The organism is Amycolatopsis sp. CA-161197, assembly GCF_050942255.1.
In the GTDB taxonomy this organism is placed as follows: domain Bacteria; phylum Actinomycetota; class Actinomycetes; order Mycobacteriales; family Pseudonocardiaceae; genus Amycolatopsis.
Genome location: NZ_CP192059.1, coordinates 7,237,719 through 7,253,549 on the forward strand (window position 1 = coordinate 7,237,719; position 15,831 = coordinate 7,253,549).

Genomic DNA, 15,831 nt, shown 5'->3' on the forward strand with positions numbered 1-15,831 from the left:
CGCTCAGTCGCGCCGGCCACGCAGTTCCGTCGCGAGCACCGCGGCCTGGGTGCGCCGCGCCAGGCCCAGCTTCGTCAGGAGCCGCGAAACGTAGTTTTTCACCGTCTTCTCCGCCAGGAACATGCGCTCGGCGATCTGCCGGTTCGTCAGTCCCTCGCCGATCAGCTCCAGCAACGTGCGTTCCTGTTCGGACAGCTGGGCCAGTGGCCCCTTCTTCTGCGCGGTGTCGCGGATCTTCGTCATCAGCGCCGCTGCCGCGTGCGCGTCGAGCAGCGATTTGCCGGCACCGACCTCGCGCACCGCCGACACCAGGTCGACCCCTTTGATGTCCTTGATGACGTAACCGCTCGCCCCGGCCAGCACGGCGTCGAGCATCGCCTGTTCGTCGGTGTAGGACGTGAGCATCAGGCACTTCAGCCCGGGCAGCTTCGACAGCAGCTCGCGCGCCAGCTCGACGCCGTTGCCGTCGGGAAGGCGCACGTCCAGCACCGCGACGTCCGGCCGCAGCGCCGGGATGCGGGCCAGCGCCTGCGAAACACTGCCGGCCTGACCCACGACGGTGAGCTCCTCGTCGTCCTCCAGCATCTCGGCGACACCGCGCCGGACCACCTCGTGGTCGTCGACCAGGAAAACCCGCAGCATTCGACTGTCTCCCACTCCGGCACAGCGGTGCCCCGTGCGGCCACGAGAAGCGTACGACCGCGCGCGCCGCGGCGGCGATGACGGAAGTCCCCGGCCACCGGCAGGAAGTCCCTTTCACGCGGGCACGGACCAGGACAGCCGGGACCGCCCCCGATCGTGGTCCACGACCAGCGTGCCCCCGCGTTCGCGCGCCCGGCCGCCGAGTGCGTCCAGCTCGGGGCCGGCGGCCAGATCCAGGTCCTCGGCGCCCGCGCACCGCACGACGGCCAGCAAGCGGTCAGGCTCCGCGCTGAGCGTGACATCGGCCGACGTCGCGCCGGCCCTGGCCACCACTCGCAGCGCCTCCTTGAGGAAGGGGATCACGGCCTCGGGCGGACAGGCGTCGAACTTGCCGGAGAACTCCGTGGCCGGGGTGAAGCCGAGCGCCGGAGTCGCCTCGGCGAGAACGCGCAGCACGTGGTCACGCAACGGTTCCTCCGGGCCCGGAGCGACGTCGTCGAGCCGGAACACGGTCGCCTGCACGTAGCCGATGATGTCGTCGAGCTCGGCGATCGTGTCCCGCAGCCGCGCGGCGACGATCCTCGATTTCGCCAGGCCGACCGTGCTCTGCAAGGACAGCCCGGTCGCGTACAACCGCTGGACAAGATTGCCGTGCAGCTCGGCGGCGATCCGGTCGCGCTCGTCGTGCAGGGCGTTGCGCTGCTGCTCGACGCGGGCCCGCGCCAGCTCGATCGCCACGGCGGCCTGGTCGGCGAACGCCGCCGCCATCGCGAGGTCGTCTTCGGTGAACAGCGGCCGCCCCGCCCGCCGGGCGGCGGTCAGCACGCCGGTCACCCGGCCACCCGCGGTCAGCGGCACCACGAGCACCGCATCGAGGTCCAGCTCGACGAGCGGCCGGGCCGCCAGCCGAGCCCGCTGTTCCGGCCAGGAACCCGTCATCGGCGTCCCGCTCGCCATCACCGTTCCCGCCAGCGTCGTCTCCGCGGGTACGTGCGCTCCGACCAGGCGGTCCGCTTCGAGGCCGACCGCGCGGTCGACCCGCAGCGCACCGGTTTCCCCCGTCGGCCGGATGATCGTGACGAGATCCGCGGCGGCGAGCTCCCGGGTGTGGTTCGCGATCAGGTCCAGGGGGCTTCCCGAATCCGACGACAGGAGCTCGCGGGCGATCTCGGCGGAGGCGCGCAGCCAGGCCTGCCGGCTGCGCGCGGTCTCGTAGAGGCGGGCGTTTTCGATCGCGCTGCCCGCGGCGGCCGCGAGCGCCAGCGCGAGCTGCTCGTCTTCGGCGGTGAACCGGCCGCGTTGTCGGTCGGCGAGGTAGAGGTTGCCGAACACCGCGCCACGCACGCGGATCGGCACGCCCAGGAAGCTCTCCATCTGCGGGTGGGCCGCCGGGAACCCGATGGAGCGGGGGTCCTCCTGCAACCGGGTCAACCGGATCGGCCGCGGGTCCTCGATCAGGGCCCCGAGCAGGCCTTTGCCCTCGGGCAGGTGCCCCACCTCGGCGACGGTGCCCGCGTCCATGCCGACGTGCACGAACTCCAGCAGCCGGCCGTCGGCACCGATCACCCCGAGTGCGGCGTACCGCGCGCCGATCAGCTCGCGCGCGGCGTCGACGATCCGCCGCAGGAGCGTGGGAAGCGCGAGGTCGCTCGTGATCGTCTGGGTCGCTCGCAGCAGGCCCCGCAACCGGCCCTGGGTGCCGATCACCTCTTGGGCGCGATCCACCAGCTGGCCCAGCAGCTGGTCCAGCTCCAGCCGCGGCTGGTCGGGAAACGTCAACCGGCCAGGCTCGGCTACGTCGTCCTCGCTCACCGCAACTCCCGCACGTCGGCAGCGCGCACTTCAGACGAAACCCGCGAAGCGCCTCAGTTTCGCCGCAGCCGGGCGAACCCGTCAAGCCACCGGCGGCACGGCCGCCGGGGAGTTGACCACGGGTTTTCCGCCGACGTGCACCCGTACCGGCCCGCGGAGAGCCGGTTACCGTCGCGGCTCCGGCCGGACCACGAGCACGGGGCAGGACGAGTGATGGATCAGTGCCTGGGCGGTCGAGCCCAGCAGCATTCCCGTGAAGCCGCCGCGGCCGTGGCTGCCGACCACCACCAGCTGTGCCCGGTCGGACTCGTCGAGCAGCGCGTGCCGCGGCCGGTCCCGGACCAGCGCCCGGCGGACCTCCACGTCGGGGAACTTCTCCTGCCAGCCGGCCAGCCGCTGGGCCAGCAGCCGCTCCTCCGTCGGCTCGAGCGATTCCGGCTGGGGCATCAGGCGGGCCGTGCTGTCCGCGGAGTCGTACGTGACGTCGTTCCACGCGTGCACGGCCACGAGCGGCACACCGCGGAACGCCGCTTCCTCGAAGGCCGCCGCGACGGCGGCCTCGCTGTTCGGGGTGCAGTCGACGCCGGCCACGACCGGGCCCTCCAGCGGAACCGGGCCGTCGCCGTGCCGCCCGCGGACCACCGCGACCGGGCACTCGGCGTGGGCGGCCACGGTGGCGGCCGTGGAGCCGACGAGCATCCCGGCGAAGCCGCCGGTGCCGCTGCGGCCGACCACGATCAGCCGAACCCGCCTCGACCGGTCGAGCAAGGCCGGGGCCGAATCGTCGAAGAGCACGCCGGTTCGCACGGCGAGGGCCGCGTCGACGGACAGGGCCAGCTCGCGAGCCGCCGAGACCAGCCGCTCACCTTCCTGCCGGAACTGCTCGAACAGCTCGTCACTCCCGGCCAGGCCGCCACCGTAGTAGAGCGCGGCGCCCTGCAAGCAGTTTACGAGTTCCAGCGCGAGCCCCCGCCCGGACGCGAGCCGCGCGGCCCAGCGGACCGCCTCGTCCGCGCCGGCCGAACCGTCGACGCCGACCACCACGGTGGTGCTGTTGTGCGTGGTCATGACCACGGGTCCTCTCCCGACGCGACCGTCTCGGCTCCGACGACACCCGGCACGGCCAGGGCGAGCAGCGTCGCGACGTGGCGGTCGGTCCGGTCGTCGTAGCGGTCGACGATCCGCACGATTCCGTCGTGGACTTCGACCTTCCAGCGGTCGGTGCCGCCGTAGATCTCGAGCCGGTGCCGCACGTCGGCGGAAATCGCGCTGTCCGCCCGGGCGAGCACGCGGACCACGTCGCCCCGGGTGACGATCCCGACCAGGCGGCTGCCGTCGACGATCGGCATCGCGCGGATCCTGGCGTCGACGAGGGCCTGGCAGAGTTCGGCGATGTCGGTCCCCGACGACATCGCGGTGACCGGCGTGGTCATCACCTGCTCGACCGAAGTCTCCGCCACCGACGGGGTTTCCGGGTGCAGGTGGGCCGACCGCGCGTCGGCCGGGAGGCGCCCACGGATCAGGTCGGCTTCGGTGACGATGCCGACGAGGCGTTCGTCGTCGTCGACCACCGGCAGTGCGGTGAACCGATGTTCGGAAAGCACCTCGGCCGCTTCCTTGGCCGGCGCCGCCGGGGACACCGTCACCACCGGCGCGGACATCAGGTCTCGTGCGCGCATGGAGTTCACCTCTTCATTCGTCACACCGAAAGTAGCCACCGGGCGGGGCCGGCCACGCCGGTCCGGAGTCATCACCGCGAAGGACCAACGTCACCGGCTGCGCGCCGGCCCGGTCGCCCCGGGCGCCGTGCCGGTTGCCGGCACGACTGTCCACAAGGGACGCTTCCGCCGCGCGGGTGCGCGGCTCCCGATCACCGCGAACCCAGCGGCCCGAGGACACGGCGAGTGACCCGGCCGCCGCCGGGCCGCGGAGGTTCACGACGGTCGGCCACCCGGGCGGACGACCGCGACCGGGCACGCGGAGTGCACGAGCAGCGCTCGGCTGGTGGAGCCCAGCATCATCCCGGTGAACCCGCCGCGGCCCCGGCTGCCCACCACGACGAGCCGCGCGTCCGCACCGAGCTCCAGCAGGGTCCGCACCGGCCGTCCCCGGACCACCACGACGTCGATCGGGAGGTCGGGGAACTTTTCACGCCAGGGCGCGAGCTGATCGGCGACCCGCCGTCGCTCGGCCGCGGCGACGTCCTCCGGACGCGTGGCCGCCGCCCGCAACCGTCCCTCCGGCGTGATCTCGTTCCAGGTGTGCACCGCCACGAGCGTGGTGCCACGGGCCGCCGCTTCTTCGCACGCGTAACCCAGGGCGTCGTTGCTTTCGGGAGACCCGTCGAGCCCGGCGAGCACCGGGCCGGCGATCGGCGGCGGGTCGTCCGGCCGGCGCCCGCGCACCACGACGACCGGGCACGGTGCGTGGGCGGCGAGGGAGACCGCGGTCGAGCCGATCAGCAGCCCGGTGAACCCGCCCAGCCCGCGCGAGCCCAGCACCGCCACTTCCGCGTTCGCGCACTCTCGCAGCAAGACGCCCACCCGGCCGCCCTCCACGACCGCCCGCTCGATCCGCAGCGACGGCCACTCGGCCAGCACAGCACCCTCGGCCTCGGCCACCCCCGACTCGGCGCGCGACCGGAACCCTTCGCGGACGGCGGTCACAGCCATTCCCGAGACTCCCGGCGACGGGACCACGTACGCCTGCACGAGCCTCAGCACCGCGCCCCGCCGCGCAGCCACCTCGGCGGCCCAGACCGCGGCGTGCCGGGCCGAAGCCGAACCGTCCACGCCGGCCAGCACCACCCGGTCGTCAGGCCGGGACACCGCGCGCACCTCCGTCCGGCTGCCGCGGCCGCTCGAACCGCGCAAGGTCCGTTTCGCCACGCGCGGTCGTCTCCGCTTCGACCCGGGCTCCCCTCACCACGAGCCAGTCGCCGCGTCGTGCGTGCATCACTCCTCCTCGAGATCAGGTTCGGCGGCCCGGACCGCGGCCTCGCGAGTCAGCTCGCGCCGGCCAGTTCCACCGCCGTGACGCCCTCGACCGTTTTCGCGAGAGCGGTGACGAGCCGGCGTTCGGCCTCGTCGGCGAACGTGCCGTGGACAGTCACCAGACCTTCGGTGACGGAGACGGACCACCGGTCGCGGTGGCCCGTGTAGTCCTTGAACAAGCCGCGGACCTGCGCGGTGATGGCGTCGTCGTGCCGCACGAGCGCGCGCAGCAGATCGCACCGGCTGACCATCCCCGCCAGACCACCGTCGTCCACGACCGGGATGCTGCGCAGCCGGTCGACGAGCATGCGGGCGGCGATGTCGCTGACATCGGTGTCGAGCTCGACGACGTCGACTGCGTTGGTCATCACGGATTCCACGAGCCGGCCCGGCGCGACCGGTTCCCCGGTCAGCACCCCGCTGAGCGCGTCGGCCTCCGTGAACGAACCGACGACGCGGTTTTCTTCGTCGACCACGGGCAGCGCGGCGATGCGGTGCTCCATGAGCAGCACGATCGCCTCCCGCACCGGTGTCGCCGGCCCGACCCCGACCACCGGCCGGGTCATGATGTCCCGTGCGCGCACGGCTGTCCTCCTGATGTGTCAACGAACGACGGCGACCGGGCAGATCGCGTGGGCGAGCAACCGGTTCCCCGTCGAGCCGAACAGACCGCCGGTCACCGCGCCCCGGCCACGGCTGCCGATCACGAGCAACTGGGCGTCCTCGAAACCCAGCAACGCCCGCGCGGCCGAGCGCTCGTGGACGGCCCGGGCGAGGATCGTGCCGCCGGGGCCGGTCCGGGCGAGGTCGTCGGCCCGGCGCCGGAGCGCTCGTTCTTCACCCTCCGCGGCCGCTTCGACCAGGTCCGGATCGTCGAGCAGTCCCTCGTGCCACGCGTGCACCAGGATCAGCGGCACCTGGCGGCCGCGTGCGGCCTCGGCCGCGAACCGCAGCGTGCGATCGTCACCGTCGCCGACGACACCCGCGACCACCGGCCCGCCCGGCTTCGCCCGGCCCCGCACGATCACCGCGGGACAGCGCGCGCTCGCGGCGACCCGCAACGCCACCGACCCGATCGCGGCACCCCGCAGCCCGCCGAGTCCGTGCGAACCCAGCACGATCAGCGCCGCCTCGTCCGACAGCCCGACGAGCAAGTCGGCGGCGGTTCCGAGCCGGACCACGTACTCGATGCGCACGCCCGGCGCGGCCTCCTGGGCGACCTGCACGGCTCGTTCGATCCAGCGGCGGGCGCGCTCCAGCGGCAACGGTTCTTCGCCCGGCCGTTCACGGCCGGCCGGGTCGACCAGGCCGGCGTGGAACAGCCGGAGCACGCACTCCCGGCGCACCGCCTCTTCCGCCGCCCACCGGGCGGCGGCCAGCGCCGCCTCGGATTCGTCGACCCCGACCACCACCGCGGCGCGGACTGTCGTTCCCCTCACGACGTGCCTCCGTTCCCGCCACCTCGGCCGATGACTCGCTCCACCGTCGCTCAGCCACGATGAGCGCGGTCAGGGGAGGAAGTCCCTTCCGGGTGGGACGAAAGCGCCGAGTGCTTCGTCAGCGTCGCCGCGTAGTCGGGGACCTCGCGCTGCAACCGCCGGTCCGTTCGCTCGTACCCGCTTTCGCGCGGCCGCGGCGGGATGGCCACGGCTTCGCGCGGGATCTCGCGGTAAGGGATGCCCGCGAGCAGGTGCGCGATCATGTTGATCCGCCCGTTGCGTTTCCGGTCGCTGTCGACCACGTTCCACGGTGCCTCGGGGATGTCGGTGTGCACGAACATGTCGTCCTTCGCCCGGGAGTAGTCCTCCCACCGCGACACCGATTCCAGGTCCGTCGTGGACAGCTTCCAGCGCCGGAGCGGGTCGTCGATCCGCGCCCGGAACCGGCGTTCCTGCTCGTCGCGGCTCACCGAGAACCAGTACTTGTGCAGCAGGATGCCGTCGCCCACGAGCAGGCGCTCGAAAATCGGGCACTGCTGCAGGAACCGGTGGTACTCGTCGGGGGTGCAGAACCCGAGGACCCGCTCCACGCCGGCGCGGTTGTACCAGCTGCGGTCGAACAGCACGATCTCACCGGCGGCGGGCAACCGTTCCACGTAGCGCTGGAAATACCACTGCGTGCGCTGCCGCTCGGTCGGCTTCGGCAACGCCTCGACCCGCACCACCCGGGGATTGAGGTGCTCGGTCAGCCGCTTGATCGTGCTGCCCTTCCCCGCCGCGTCCCGGCCCTCGAACACCACGACCACGCGCGCCCCTTCCGCGCGCACCCATTCCTGCATCTTCACCAGCTCGATCTGCAGCCGGGCGAGCTCCTTCTCGTAAACCGCGCGCGACAGCCGCGCCACGGGGTGCTTGCCGCTCATCGGGTCACGTCGTCCCACACGAAGTCGAGGCCGTTGCACACCTCGACCACCCCGGGCACCGCTTCGACGCTACTGGTCACGGCCGCGATGTCGCTGCACCGCTCGACCCGGCCCGCCACCGTCACCACCCCGGCGTGGACCATCACCCGCGCGCGATCCGGCCCGATCTTCAGGGACTTCCTCAGCACCTCCGTCACGTCGCGGCCGATCTCGGAGTCGGGGCGCGACATCAACCCGACGAGGTCGCGCCGCGCCACGACACCCACCGGCCGCCCGGCGGCGACGACGAAAAGCCGCCGCAGCCCCGATTCGGCCAGCCGCGCGGCGACGTCGGCGATCGGTGCGCCGGCGGCCACGGTCAACGCCGGGCTCGTCATCACGTCCCGCGCCGTGCGCAGCGGCAGCGCGTTGCGGCGCCACCAGCCGCGAGGGCGATCCGAGCGCAGCAGCGGCAGCAGGTCCCGTTCGGACACTACACCGGCGATCGCGCCGTAGCGGTCGACCACGGCCACCGCGCTGATCCTCCGGCGGACCAGGGTTTCCGCGATCTCCTTGACCGGCGTGTCCAGCCGCGCGCACACGGGGCTCGGCGTCATCACCGCGGCCACAGGTGTCGTGCTCGTGTTCATCGCTCCTCCAGTGTCAGGTCCGTCCGTTCCGTTCCCGGCTGACCACCAGCACGGGACAGTCGGCGTGGTGCAGCAACGCGTGGGTCGTGGAACCGAGCACCATGCCCGTGAAGCCGCCTCGCCCGCGGCTGCCCACGACCACGACGGACGCCGCCTTGCCGTGGTCGATCAGCCGGTCGCGCGGCCGGTCCCGCTCGACGACGAGCTCGACGCCGACGTCCGGGAACTGTTCGCGCCGACCGGCCAGGCGCCGGGCGAGTGCGCGCTTCTCCGCTTCGCCGACGTCGATCAACGGAGTCGCGCGGTTCTCCCCGAACGGCCGGCCGCTGTAGCTGTCCTGCCACGCGTGCAGGGCCACGAGCGGGACGCGTCGCCGCGATGCCTCCTCGAACGCCCATCCGATCGCGGCATCGCTCGTCGGGCTGCCGTCCACGCCGACGACCACCGGCCCGGTCACCCGCGTGGAGCCACTGCCGCGGACGATCGCCACCGGACAGCCGGCGCGGGCGATGAGGTCGGCGTCCGGTGAACCCGCCAGCAGACCGGACAGCGTGCCGGTGGGCGGCCCCACCACCAGCAGCAGCGCGTGCCGGGACGCCTGCCGCAGGGCGGCCTCGACGCCGGCGTCGCTCGTCTCGGTGGTGATCGGCACGCCCGGCTCGGCCGCCGCCAGCTCGTCGCGCGTCGTCCGCGCCACCTCCAGCGCGAGTGCCTCCTTGGCCGCGCGCCACTCGGGCCCGCCGACGGACGGACCCTCCACCCCGCTCACGGTCAGCACAGTCAGCGACGTCCGCCACCACGCGGCTTCGCGGGCGGCCCAGCGAGCCGCCACCGCGGCCGCCTCGCTGCCGTCGACACCCACGACCACGTGATCGGTCACGACCCGTTCCCCCGCTGCCCGATCAGGACTTCCCCGAGACCCCGGCGGAGGCTCCGCGGTGCGATGCGGGCCGTGCGACCCAGCCGCATCAACGCCTGGGGGAAACCGGGCAAACCGCGGTCCTCGCACAGCGCCGAACGCACCTCCGGCACGTGCAGGGGCTGGGTCAGCACCGCCACCGACAGCCCGCGCGTGATCGCCTCGAGCCAGCACTGCTCCAGCGCGCGGCCCGCGTGGACGTGATCGGCCCGGCCGTCGTCGGTGGTCAGGAAGAGCAGGAAGGTCTCGCCCGCCAGCCGGGAGCGCAAGACGGGCAGCTCCGGCACCTCGGTGGTGCGCCGGACCAGCCCCGCCCACGGGAACTCGCCGCCCGGAACCGCGGTGCGCCCCAGCCCCGCGCCGTGGCGGTGGCTCGCTTCGTCGCGAATCGTCCACAGGGCGATCTCCCGCTGGTACGCCCCGTCGTCACGGATCTCGCGCGCCGCGTGGCCGAACAACGCCGCCAGTTCACCGGCGTCGGGCAGCGGCACCGCCTGGGCCCCGGTCGTCACCGCGGCTCGCGCCACCTCCGCGACCAACCGCCGCGCCACGGGGATTCCCGTGAACCGCGTCCGCTGGCTGCGCCGGGTCGCGATCGCGGAGAACCGCTTCAGGTCCGTGTCCGACGGTGGCTCCGGGACCGTCGCATCGATGCGCGCCACCACTTCCGGGTGGGCCGGGTCGGGCAGGATCGTGACGTCCGCCCGCCGGCCGAGCACCCGCACCGCCAGCTCGAGGTTCGCCAGCGCCGCCCCGCACGACATCACCAGGTCGCGCCGATCGGGATCGTGCCGCGGCAACGCGACATCCGTCCGCTCGCGCAGCACGACCGCTCCCGCGATCGGCTCGACCGTCCAGGGCTGGGTGTTGTGCACTGACGGCGCCCGCAGGACCGCGCGGCCCAGCACCTCCACTTCGGCGCTCGTCCAGGCACCACCCCGCGGGCCGGGTGCCGAATCGGCTTCGCTGGTCAAGGCTTCTCCTGTGCGTGTCGACTGGCCGGACCCACTCAGCCAACCGCCGGCAGCGGGCCCGGCGCGCCGGCCACAAGCCACCGCGGTGAAGGACCAACGTCACCGAAGCGGCGCCGCTTTTCGGGTGTCCACAACGGACTGGAATTTGCCGCCCGCTTGCCTTTCGCGCCCGGCATCCCGCGAAACGCCGGTGCATGATGGCGGCATGCCGCCCCGCGTCCTGCTCGCCGACGACGACCGCGCCATCCGAGAGTCGCTGCTCCGTGCGCTGGAGCTGGAGAGCTACGAGGTCACGGAGGTGACCGACGGGGTCGCCGCACTCGCCGCAGCACGGCGGGACCGCTTCGACGTGCTGATCCTCGACGTGATGATGCCCGGCGTCGACGGGCTCGGGGTGTGCCGTGTGCTGCGCGCCGACGGGGACCCGACGCCGATCCTGATGCTCACCGCGCGCGTCGAGCCGCCCGACCGAGTCGCCGGGCTCGACGCGGGGGCGGACGACTACCTGGTCAAACCGTTCGATCTCGACGAGCTGCTCGCCCGTCTGCGGGCGCTGCTGCGGCGGACCTCACCCGACGCCGCGGCGCCGCGGGTGCTGCGGCTCGGCGCGCTGACCGTGGACCCGGCCGCACGGCGGGTGCGGTGGCAGGACGTGGAGGTCGACCTGTCGAAGACCGAGTTCGACCTGCTCGAACTGCTGGTCCGCAACGCCGGCATCGTGCTCGACCGCGCCACGATCTACCAGCGCATCTGGGGCTACGAGTTCGGTTCGGACTCGAAGAACCTGGCCGTCTACATCGGATACCTGCGCCGCAAGCTCGACAAGGCGGGGGCGACCGAGCTCATCCGGACCGTGCGCGGCGTCGGCTACTCGGTGCAGGCGTCGTGAACCTGCGCAGCAAGCTGGCCATCGCGTTCGCGGGGGTCGGCGCGGCCGCGAGCGTGCTCGTCGGCGTGTTCAGCTACCAGACGGCGTCGCAGCGGATCAGTGCCGAGCTCGATCGCGCGCTGCTCACGACGTCGGCCGAGATCCAGGCCGGCGCGACGCAGGTGCTCGCGCCCAGCCCGTTCACCGCCGGCCCGCACGACAACGACCACGACGAGGCGCAGCCCATGGTCGCGCAGGCCATCGCACCGGACGGCGAAGTGCGGCGGATCGGCGGCCGCCCGGCGGTCTCCTTCCCCGTCGACGACACCGACCGGGCGCTGGCGGCGAACGGCAGGCCGGGCCAGGACTCCTATCGCGATCTGACCGTCGGCCCGGACGACTACCGCGTGATCACCGTGGCGCTCGGCCGGGACCGCGGGGCGGTCCAGCTCGGCGTCGACGTCGACGAGTCCCGGCACGTCCTGGCCTCCCTCGCCACGCGGATCACGCTGGTCAGCGCCGCTGTCCTGGTCGCCGCCGCGCTGGTCGGCTGGCTGCTGGCCCGCCAGATCACCCGCCGGCTCGTGCGGCTCACGGCCGTCACCGAGCAGGTGAGCGACGGCGGCCTCGGGCAGGCCGGGGTCCCCGCGGGCGGACGTGACGAGGTCGGCCGCCTGGCGACGTCCTTCGACCGCATGCTCGGCCGGCTCGCCGACGCCCGCGCCGACCAGGAGCGGCTCGTTCAGGACGCCGCGCACGAGCTGCGGACACCGTTGACGAGCCTGCGGACCAACGCGCAGGTGATGCGGCGCTTCGACGAGCTGTCCCCCGATTCCCGCGCCCGGCTGCTCGACGACGTCGACGGCGAAACCCGCGAGCTGACGCACCTCATCACCGAGATCGTCGACCTCGCGACCCGCCGCTACGACAGCGAAGACGACGGGCCGGTCGAGCTGGCCGGGGTCGCCGAACGCGCCGCCGAACGCGTGCGGCGCCGGTCCGGCCGGACGATCGTGGTCGACGCTGACGGCACCGTCGCGTCGGGTCAGACGCGGCGGCTGGAACGCGCGGTGACGAACCTGCTGGAGAACGCGGTCAAGTTCGACGCCGGCGGAACCCGGCCGATCGAGCTGACCGTCCGAAAAGGACGGATCGAGGTCCTCGACCGCGGCCCGGGGATCCCCGAGCGGGACCTGCCGCACGTGTTCGACCGCTTCCACCGCGCGGACGCCGCCCGGGCGTTGCCGGGTTCCGGGCTCGGCCTGGCGATCGTGCGGGAGACGGCCCTGGCCCACCAGGGCGAGGTCCTCGCCCGCCCGCGCCCCGGTGGCGGAGCCGTCGTGGGGTTCACCGTAGGCGGTGATCGGCTCTTACCGTCTTCTCACCCGGATCACGCCGGGGACTAACCGGGCTCCGCAAGGGTGGTGGCACACCGCGAACACCACCAGGAGCACCCGATGTCCACCGTTCCCCTGTCGATCCGGCCAGGCGAGGCTCCCGCCCGGCGCCGCGCCCGTCCGGCACCCCGCTGGTGGCGGGACGCCGCCGGGCTGGTGGCGTGGGCGACGGTCCTGTTCGTCACGGCGCTGTGGGTTTCGGACGGTGGCGTGCGGCAGCTGGGCTCGGCCGCGTCCGGGCTCACCTCCGCGGGCCGGCTGACCGGCCTGGTGTCGGCCGCGCTCCTGCTGCTGCAGGTGCTGCTCATGGCGCGGATCCCGTGGGTCGAGCGCAGCTACGGCCAGGACGCGCTCGCGCGCCGGCACCGGCTGACCGGGTTCACGTCGTTCGTGCTGCTGTGCCTGCACCTCGTCCTGATCTCGCTCGGCTACGCCGCGACCGACCGCACCGGCTTGATCGCCGAAGTGTGGGACCTCGTGACGACGTACCCGGGCATGCTGCTGGCGACCGCCGGCACGGCCGCGCTCGTGCTGGTCGTCGTCACCTCGGTGCGGGCCGCACGGCGCAGGTTGCGCTACGAGTCGTGGCACCTGCTGCACCTCTACGCCTACCTCGGTGCCGGCCTCGCCCTGCCGCACCAGCTGTGGACGGGCACGGACTTCACCGGCTCGGCCGCGGCGACCGCGTTCTGGTGGACCGCCTACGCCGCGGCGGCCGCCGCGATGCTGGTGTTCCGGGTGGCGCTGCCGCTCACGCGCAGCCTGCGCCACCGGCTCGTGGTCGATCGCGTGGTGCGGGAAGGGGACGGGGTCGTCTCCGTCCACCTGCGCGGCCGCCGGCTCGAGGCGTTGCCCGTGGTGGCCGGGCAGTTCTTCGTGTGGCGGTTCCGGCACGGCACCGGCTGGACGCGCGGCAAGCCGTTCTCCCTGTCCGCCGCTCCGGACGGCCGCCGCCTCCGGATCACCGCTCGCGACCTCGGCCCCGGCAGCGCGCGGCTCGCGACCCTCCCGGCCGGGACGCCGGTGTGGTTCGAAGGCCCCTACGGCACCCTCACCGGCGCGGTCCGGACCGGCCGCAAGATCACCATGCTCGCGTCCGGGATCGGCATCACGCCGTTGCGGGCGTTGCTGGAAGAACTGCCCTACGCCCCCGGCGACGCCGTCCTGTTCTACCGGTTCGCCGCTCCTGCGCAGGCCCTGTTCCGCCACGAGCTCGAGCACCTCGCGAGAACGCGCGGCGTGCGGATCCATTACCTGCCAGGCCATCGCGCCCACGACCGCGTCTCGTGGCTGCCCACGGGCTACGCGCCCGTGCCGGACCACACCGTGCTGCGCCACCTCGTCCCCGACATCGCCGAGCACGACGTGTACGTCTGCGGCCCCACGGCGTGGGCCGGGGTCGCGATCGAGTGCGCCTCGCGGTGCGGGGTCCCACGGCAGCGGATCCACTTCGAACAGTTCGCCTGGTAGGAGCTCCCGACATGCGAAGAATCGCCATCGCGATCGCGGCCACCGTGTCGATCGTCGTCCTGCTGTTCAGCTACCGCACGAGCACGAACCAGACGTCGGTCACCGCACAGGTACCCGGGGTCGTCCGGTCGCCGTCGACCTCGGCGCCGTCGGCTCCGTCCGCAACCGGCTCGGGTGCCGGCACGTTCACCGGCGAGGCCGCCGACACGCCGTACGGCCCGGTCCAGGTCGAGATCACCGTGGCAGGCGGGAAGATCACGGCCGCGCGCGTGCTGCAGGTGCCCCAGGAGTCCGGCCGCGACGTGCGCATCAACTCCGCCGCGGTGCCGGTCCTGAACCAGGAGGTGCTGCAGGCGCAGAGCGCGCAGATCGACACCGTCAGCGGCGCGACCTACACCTCGCAGGGCTACGTCCAGTCCTTGCAGTCCGCGATCGACGCGGCCCACCGGTGACCGGGCCGGACCGGCGCGCGTGGACGCGCGTGATCATGGGGATGCCGATCAGCCTGCACCTGCGAGGCCCGGGTGTCCGCACCGATGCCGCGGCGGAAGCCGTTGTCGCGGAAGTGTTCTCACACCTGCGCGCGATCGACCGGCTGTTCAGCCTGCACCGGCCCGGGAGCGAGGTGAACCGCGTCCGCCGCGGCGAGCTCCCGCCCGGCGGCCGGCATCCGTGGGTCCGCGAAGTCGCCCGGCTGTGCGCCGAAGCCCGCGAGCGCACCGACGGGTGGTTCGACGCCGACCTCCCCGGTGGATACGACCCGTCCGGACTCGTCAAGGGCTGGGCCGCCCAGACCGCCGCCGCCCTGCTCGACCGGCTGCCGGACCACGACTACTGCCTGAACGCGGGCGGCGACGTCGTGGTGGCCGCGCGCGGCCCGGATTCGGCGGCGTGGCGGGTCGGCGTCGAAGACCCCCGCGACCGCGGCCGCCTGCTGGCCGTGCGAACCGTGCGCGCGGGCGGCGTGGCCACGTCCGGCACGGCGGCCCGCGGACACCACATCGTCGATCCCCGCACCGGTGCCCCGGCGCGAGCCCTGATGTCCGCGACGGTCACCGGCCCGAGCCTGCTGTGGGCCGACGTGTACGCCACCGCCGCGATCGCGCGCGGCGGCAACGTCGAACGCTGGGTGCGCGCCCGAGCTCCGGACTACGAAGCCTGCTTCGTAGTCCGCTGCCCTGAACCCGCCCGAAGGAACCGATGACCACGCTCAACGGCCTGCCCGCCCACATCCTGCTCGTGCACGCCATCGTCGTGCTGCTCCCCCTCGCCGCGCTGCTCCTCGTCCTCTGCGCGCTGTGGCCCGCCGCGCGGCGCAAGCTGGCCGGGCCCAACGCCGTGCTCGCCGTCCTCGTGCTGGTCCTCGTCCCGATCACCACCGACGCCGGCGAATGGCTCGAGCGACGGGTGGCCGCCACGCCACTCGTGCGCGCCCACACCGAACTCGGCGACACCGCCGTCTGGGCGGCCGTCGCCGTCGCCGCGCTCGCCCTCGTGATCTGGTGGCGCCACCGCGAAAGCACCTTCCCCGCCGACGGCCTTCCCCGGCGCGTGCTGCGGCTGCCGGCTCCTCGCCGGACCCTCCTCGCACCCCGCTCGACACCCGTGACCGCGGCCATCGCGGCCGCGGCGATCCTCGTCGCCGCCGGCGCCGCCTACGACATCTACCGCATCGGCGACTCCGGTGCGCAAGCCAGCTGGCAGGGCCAGTTCTCCGCCACCCCCGCACCCCGAGGCAGCCACCGCTGATCGGACGCGGTGGCTG

Annotated in this window: 17 protein-coding genes; 6 read left to right on the forward strand and 11 right to left on the reverse strand. The window is 73.4% G+C overall.

Annotated elements, in window-relative coordinates; translation table 11 throughout:
- Window positions 1-3 precede the first annotated feature (3 nt).
- The 11 genes from ACQPXB_RS34055 to ACQPXB_RS34105 form a co-directional block, all read right to left on the reverse strand.
- Window positions 4-642: a response regulator transcription factor gene (locus tag ACQPXB_RS34055; RefSeq protein WP_366582649.1), complete on the reverse strand. Its 639-nt coding sequence runs from the start codon at window positions 640-642 to the stop codon at window positions 4-6.
- A 114-nt stretch (window positions 643-756) separates the two neighbouring features.
- Window positions 757-2,421: a GAF domain-containing sensor histidine kinase gene (locus ACQPXB_RS34060; RefSeq protein WP_366582648.1), complete on the reverse strand. Its 1,665-nt coding sequence runs from the start codon at window positions 2,419-2,421 to the stop codon at window positions 757-759.
- 198 nt (window positions 2,422-2,619) lie between these two features.
- Window positions 2,620-3,522 carry a universal stress protein gene (locus tag ACQPXB_RS34065; RefSeq protein WP_366582647.1) on the reverse strand — a complete coding sequence of 301 codons (903 nt, stop codon included), beginning with the start codon at window positions 3,520-3,522 and terminating at the stop codon, window positions 2,620-2,622.
- Window positions 3,519-4,133 carry a CBS domain-containing protein gene (locus ACQPXB_RS34070; RefSeq protein ID WP_366582646.1) on the reverse strand — a complete coding sequence of 205 codons (615 nt, stop codon included), beginning with the start codon at window positions 4,131-4,133 and terminating at the stop codon, window positions 3,519-3,521. Before ACQPXB_RS34070 ends, ACQPXB_RS34065 begins: the two co-directional genes overlap by 4 nt.
- A 255-nt stretch (window positions 4,134-4,388) precedes the next feature.
- Window positions 4,389-5,282 (reverse strand): universal stress protein, encoded by an 894-nt coding sequence (locus ACQPXB_RS34075; RefSeq protein WP_432845772.1) that lies wholly within the window; start codon window positions 5,280-5,282, stop codon window positions 4,389-4,391.
- 176 nt (window positions 5,283-5,458) lie between these two features.
- Window positions 5,459-6,031, reverse strand: coding sequence for a CBS domain-containing protein (locus tag ACQPXB_RS34080; protein WP_366582644.1), 573 nt, complete (start codon window positions 6,029-6,031; stop codon window positions 5,459-5,461).
- An 18-nt stretch (window positions 6,032-6,049) separates the two neighbouring features.
- Entirely contained in the window at window positions 6,050-6,886 is an 837-nt protein-coding gene (locus ACQPXB_RS34085; protein WP_366582643.1) for a universal stress protein, read from the reverse strand.
- Between the two features lie 50 nt (window positions 6,887-6,936).
- A complete protein-coding gene (ppk2, locus tag ACQPXB_RS34090) occupies window positions 6,937-7,809 on the reverse strand; it encodes a polyphosphate kinase 2 (protein WP_432845773.1) in 873 nt (290 codons plus the stop codon).
- Complete coding sequence (locus ACQPXB_RS34095) at window positions 7,806-8,438, reverse strand: CBS domain-containing protein (RefSeq protein WP_366582641.1); 633 nt, start codon at window positions 8,436-8,438, stop codon at window positions 7,806-7,808. The genes ppk2 and ACQPXB_RS34095 overlap by 4 nt, the downstream gene beginning before the upstream one ends.
- A gap of 13 nt (window positions 8,439-8,451) precedes the next feature.
- Window positions 8,452-9,318, reverse strand: coding sequence for a universal stress protein (locus tag ACQPXB_RS34100; protein WP_366582640.1), 867 nt, complete (start codon window positions 9,316-9,318; stop codon window positions 8,452-8,454).
- Window positions 9,315-10,331 (reverse strand): Acg family FMN-binding oxidoreductase, encoded by a 1,017-nt coding sequence (locus tag ACQPXB_RS34105; protein ID WP_432845774.1) that lies wholly within the window; start codon window positions 10,329-10,331, stop codon window positions 9,315-9,317. Before ACQPXB_RS34105 ends, ACQPXB_RS34100 begins: the two co-directional genes overlap by 4 nt.
- 205 nt (window positions 10,332-10,536) lie before the next feature.
- Here ACQPXB_RS34105 and ACQPXB_RS34110 point away from each other — a divergent pair, with 205 nt between their 5' ends.
- From ACQPXB_RS34110 to ACQPXB_RS34135, 6 genes are read left to right on the forward strand one after another with little or no spacing between them, the layout of a single operon-like run.
- Window positions 10,537-11,220 (forward strand): response regulator transcription factor, encoded by a 684-nt coding sequence (locus ACQPXB_RS34110; protein WP_432845775.1) that lies wholly within the window; start codon window positions 10,537-10,539, stop codon window positions 11,218-11,220.
- On the forward strand, window positions 11,217-12,605 hold the full coding sequence (locus tag ACQPXB_RS34115; protein WP_432845776.1) for an ATP-binding protein: 1,389 nt from the start codon (window positions 11,217-11,219) through the stop codon (window positions 12,603-12,605). Before ACQPXB_RS34110 ends, ACQPXB_RS34115 begins: the two co-directional genes overlap by 4 nt.
- A gap of 51 nt (window positions 12,606-12,656) precedes the next feature.
- Entirely contained in the window at window positions 12,657-14,066 is a 1,410-nt protein-coding gene (locus ACQPXB_RS34120) for a ferredoxin reductase family protein (protein WP_432845777.1), read from the forward strand.
- A gap of 11 nt (window positions 14,067-14,077) precedes the next feature.
- A complete protein-coding gene (locus tag ACQPXB_RS34125; RefSeq protein ID WP_432845778.1) occupies window positions 14,078-14,518 on the forward strand; it encodes an FMN-binding protein in 441 nt (146 codons plus the stop codon).
- Entirely contained in the window at window positions 14,515-15,270 is a 756-nt protein-coding gene (locus ACQPXB_RS34130) for an FAD:protein FMN transferase (protein ID WP_432845779.1), read from the forward strand. Before ACQPXB_RS34125 ends, ACQPXB_RS34130 begins: the two co-directional genes overlap by 4 nt.
- Complete coding sequence (locus tag ACQPXB_RS34135; RefSeq protein ID WP_366582633.1) at window positions 15,267-15,815, forward strand: hypothetical protein; 549 nt, start codon at window positions 15,267-15,269, stop codon at window positions 15,813-15,815. Before ACQPXB_RS34130 ends, ACQPXB_RS34135 begins: the two co-directional genes overlap by 4 nt.
- Window positions 15,816-15,831 lie beyond the last annotated feature (16 nt).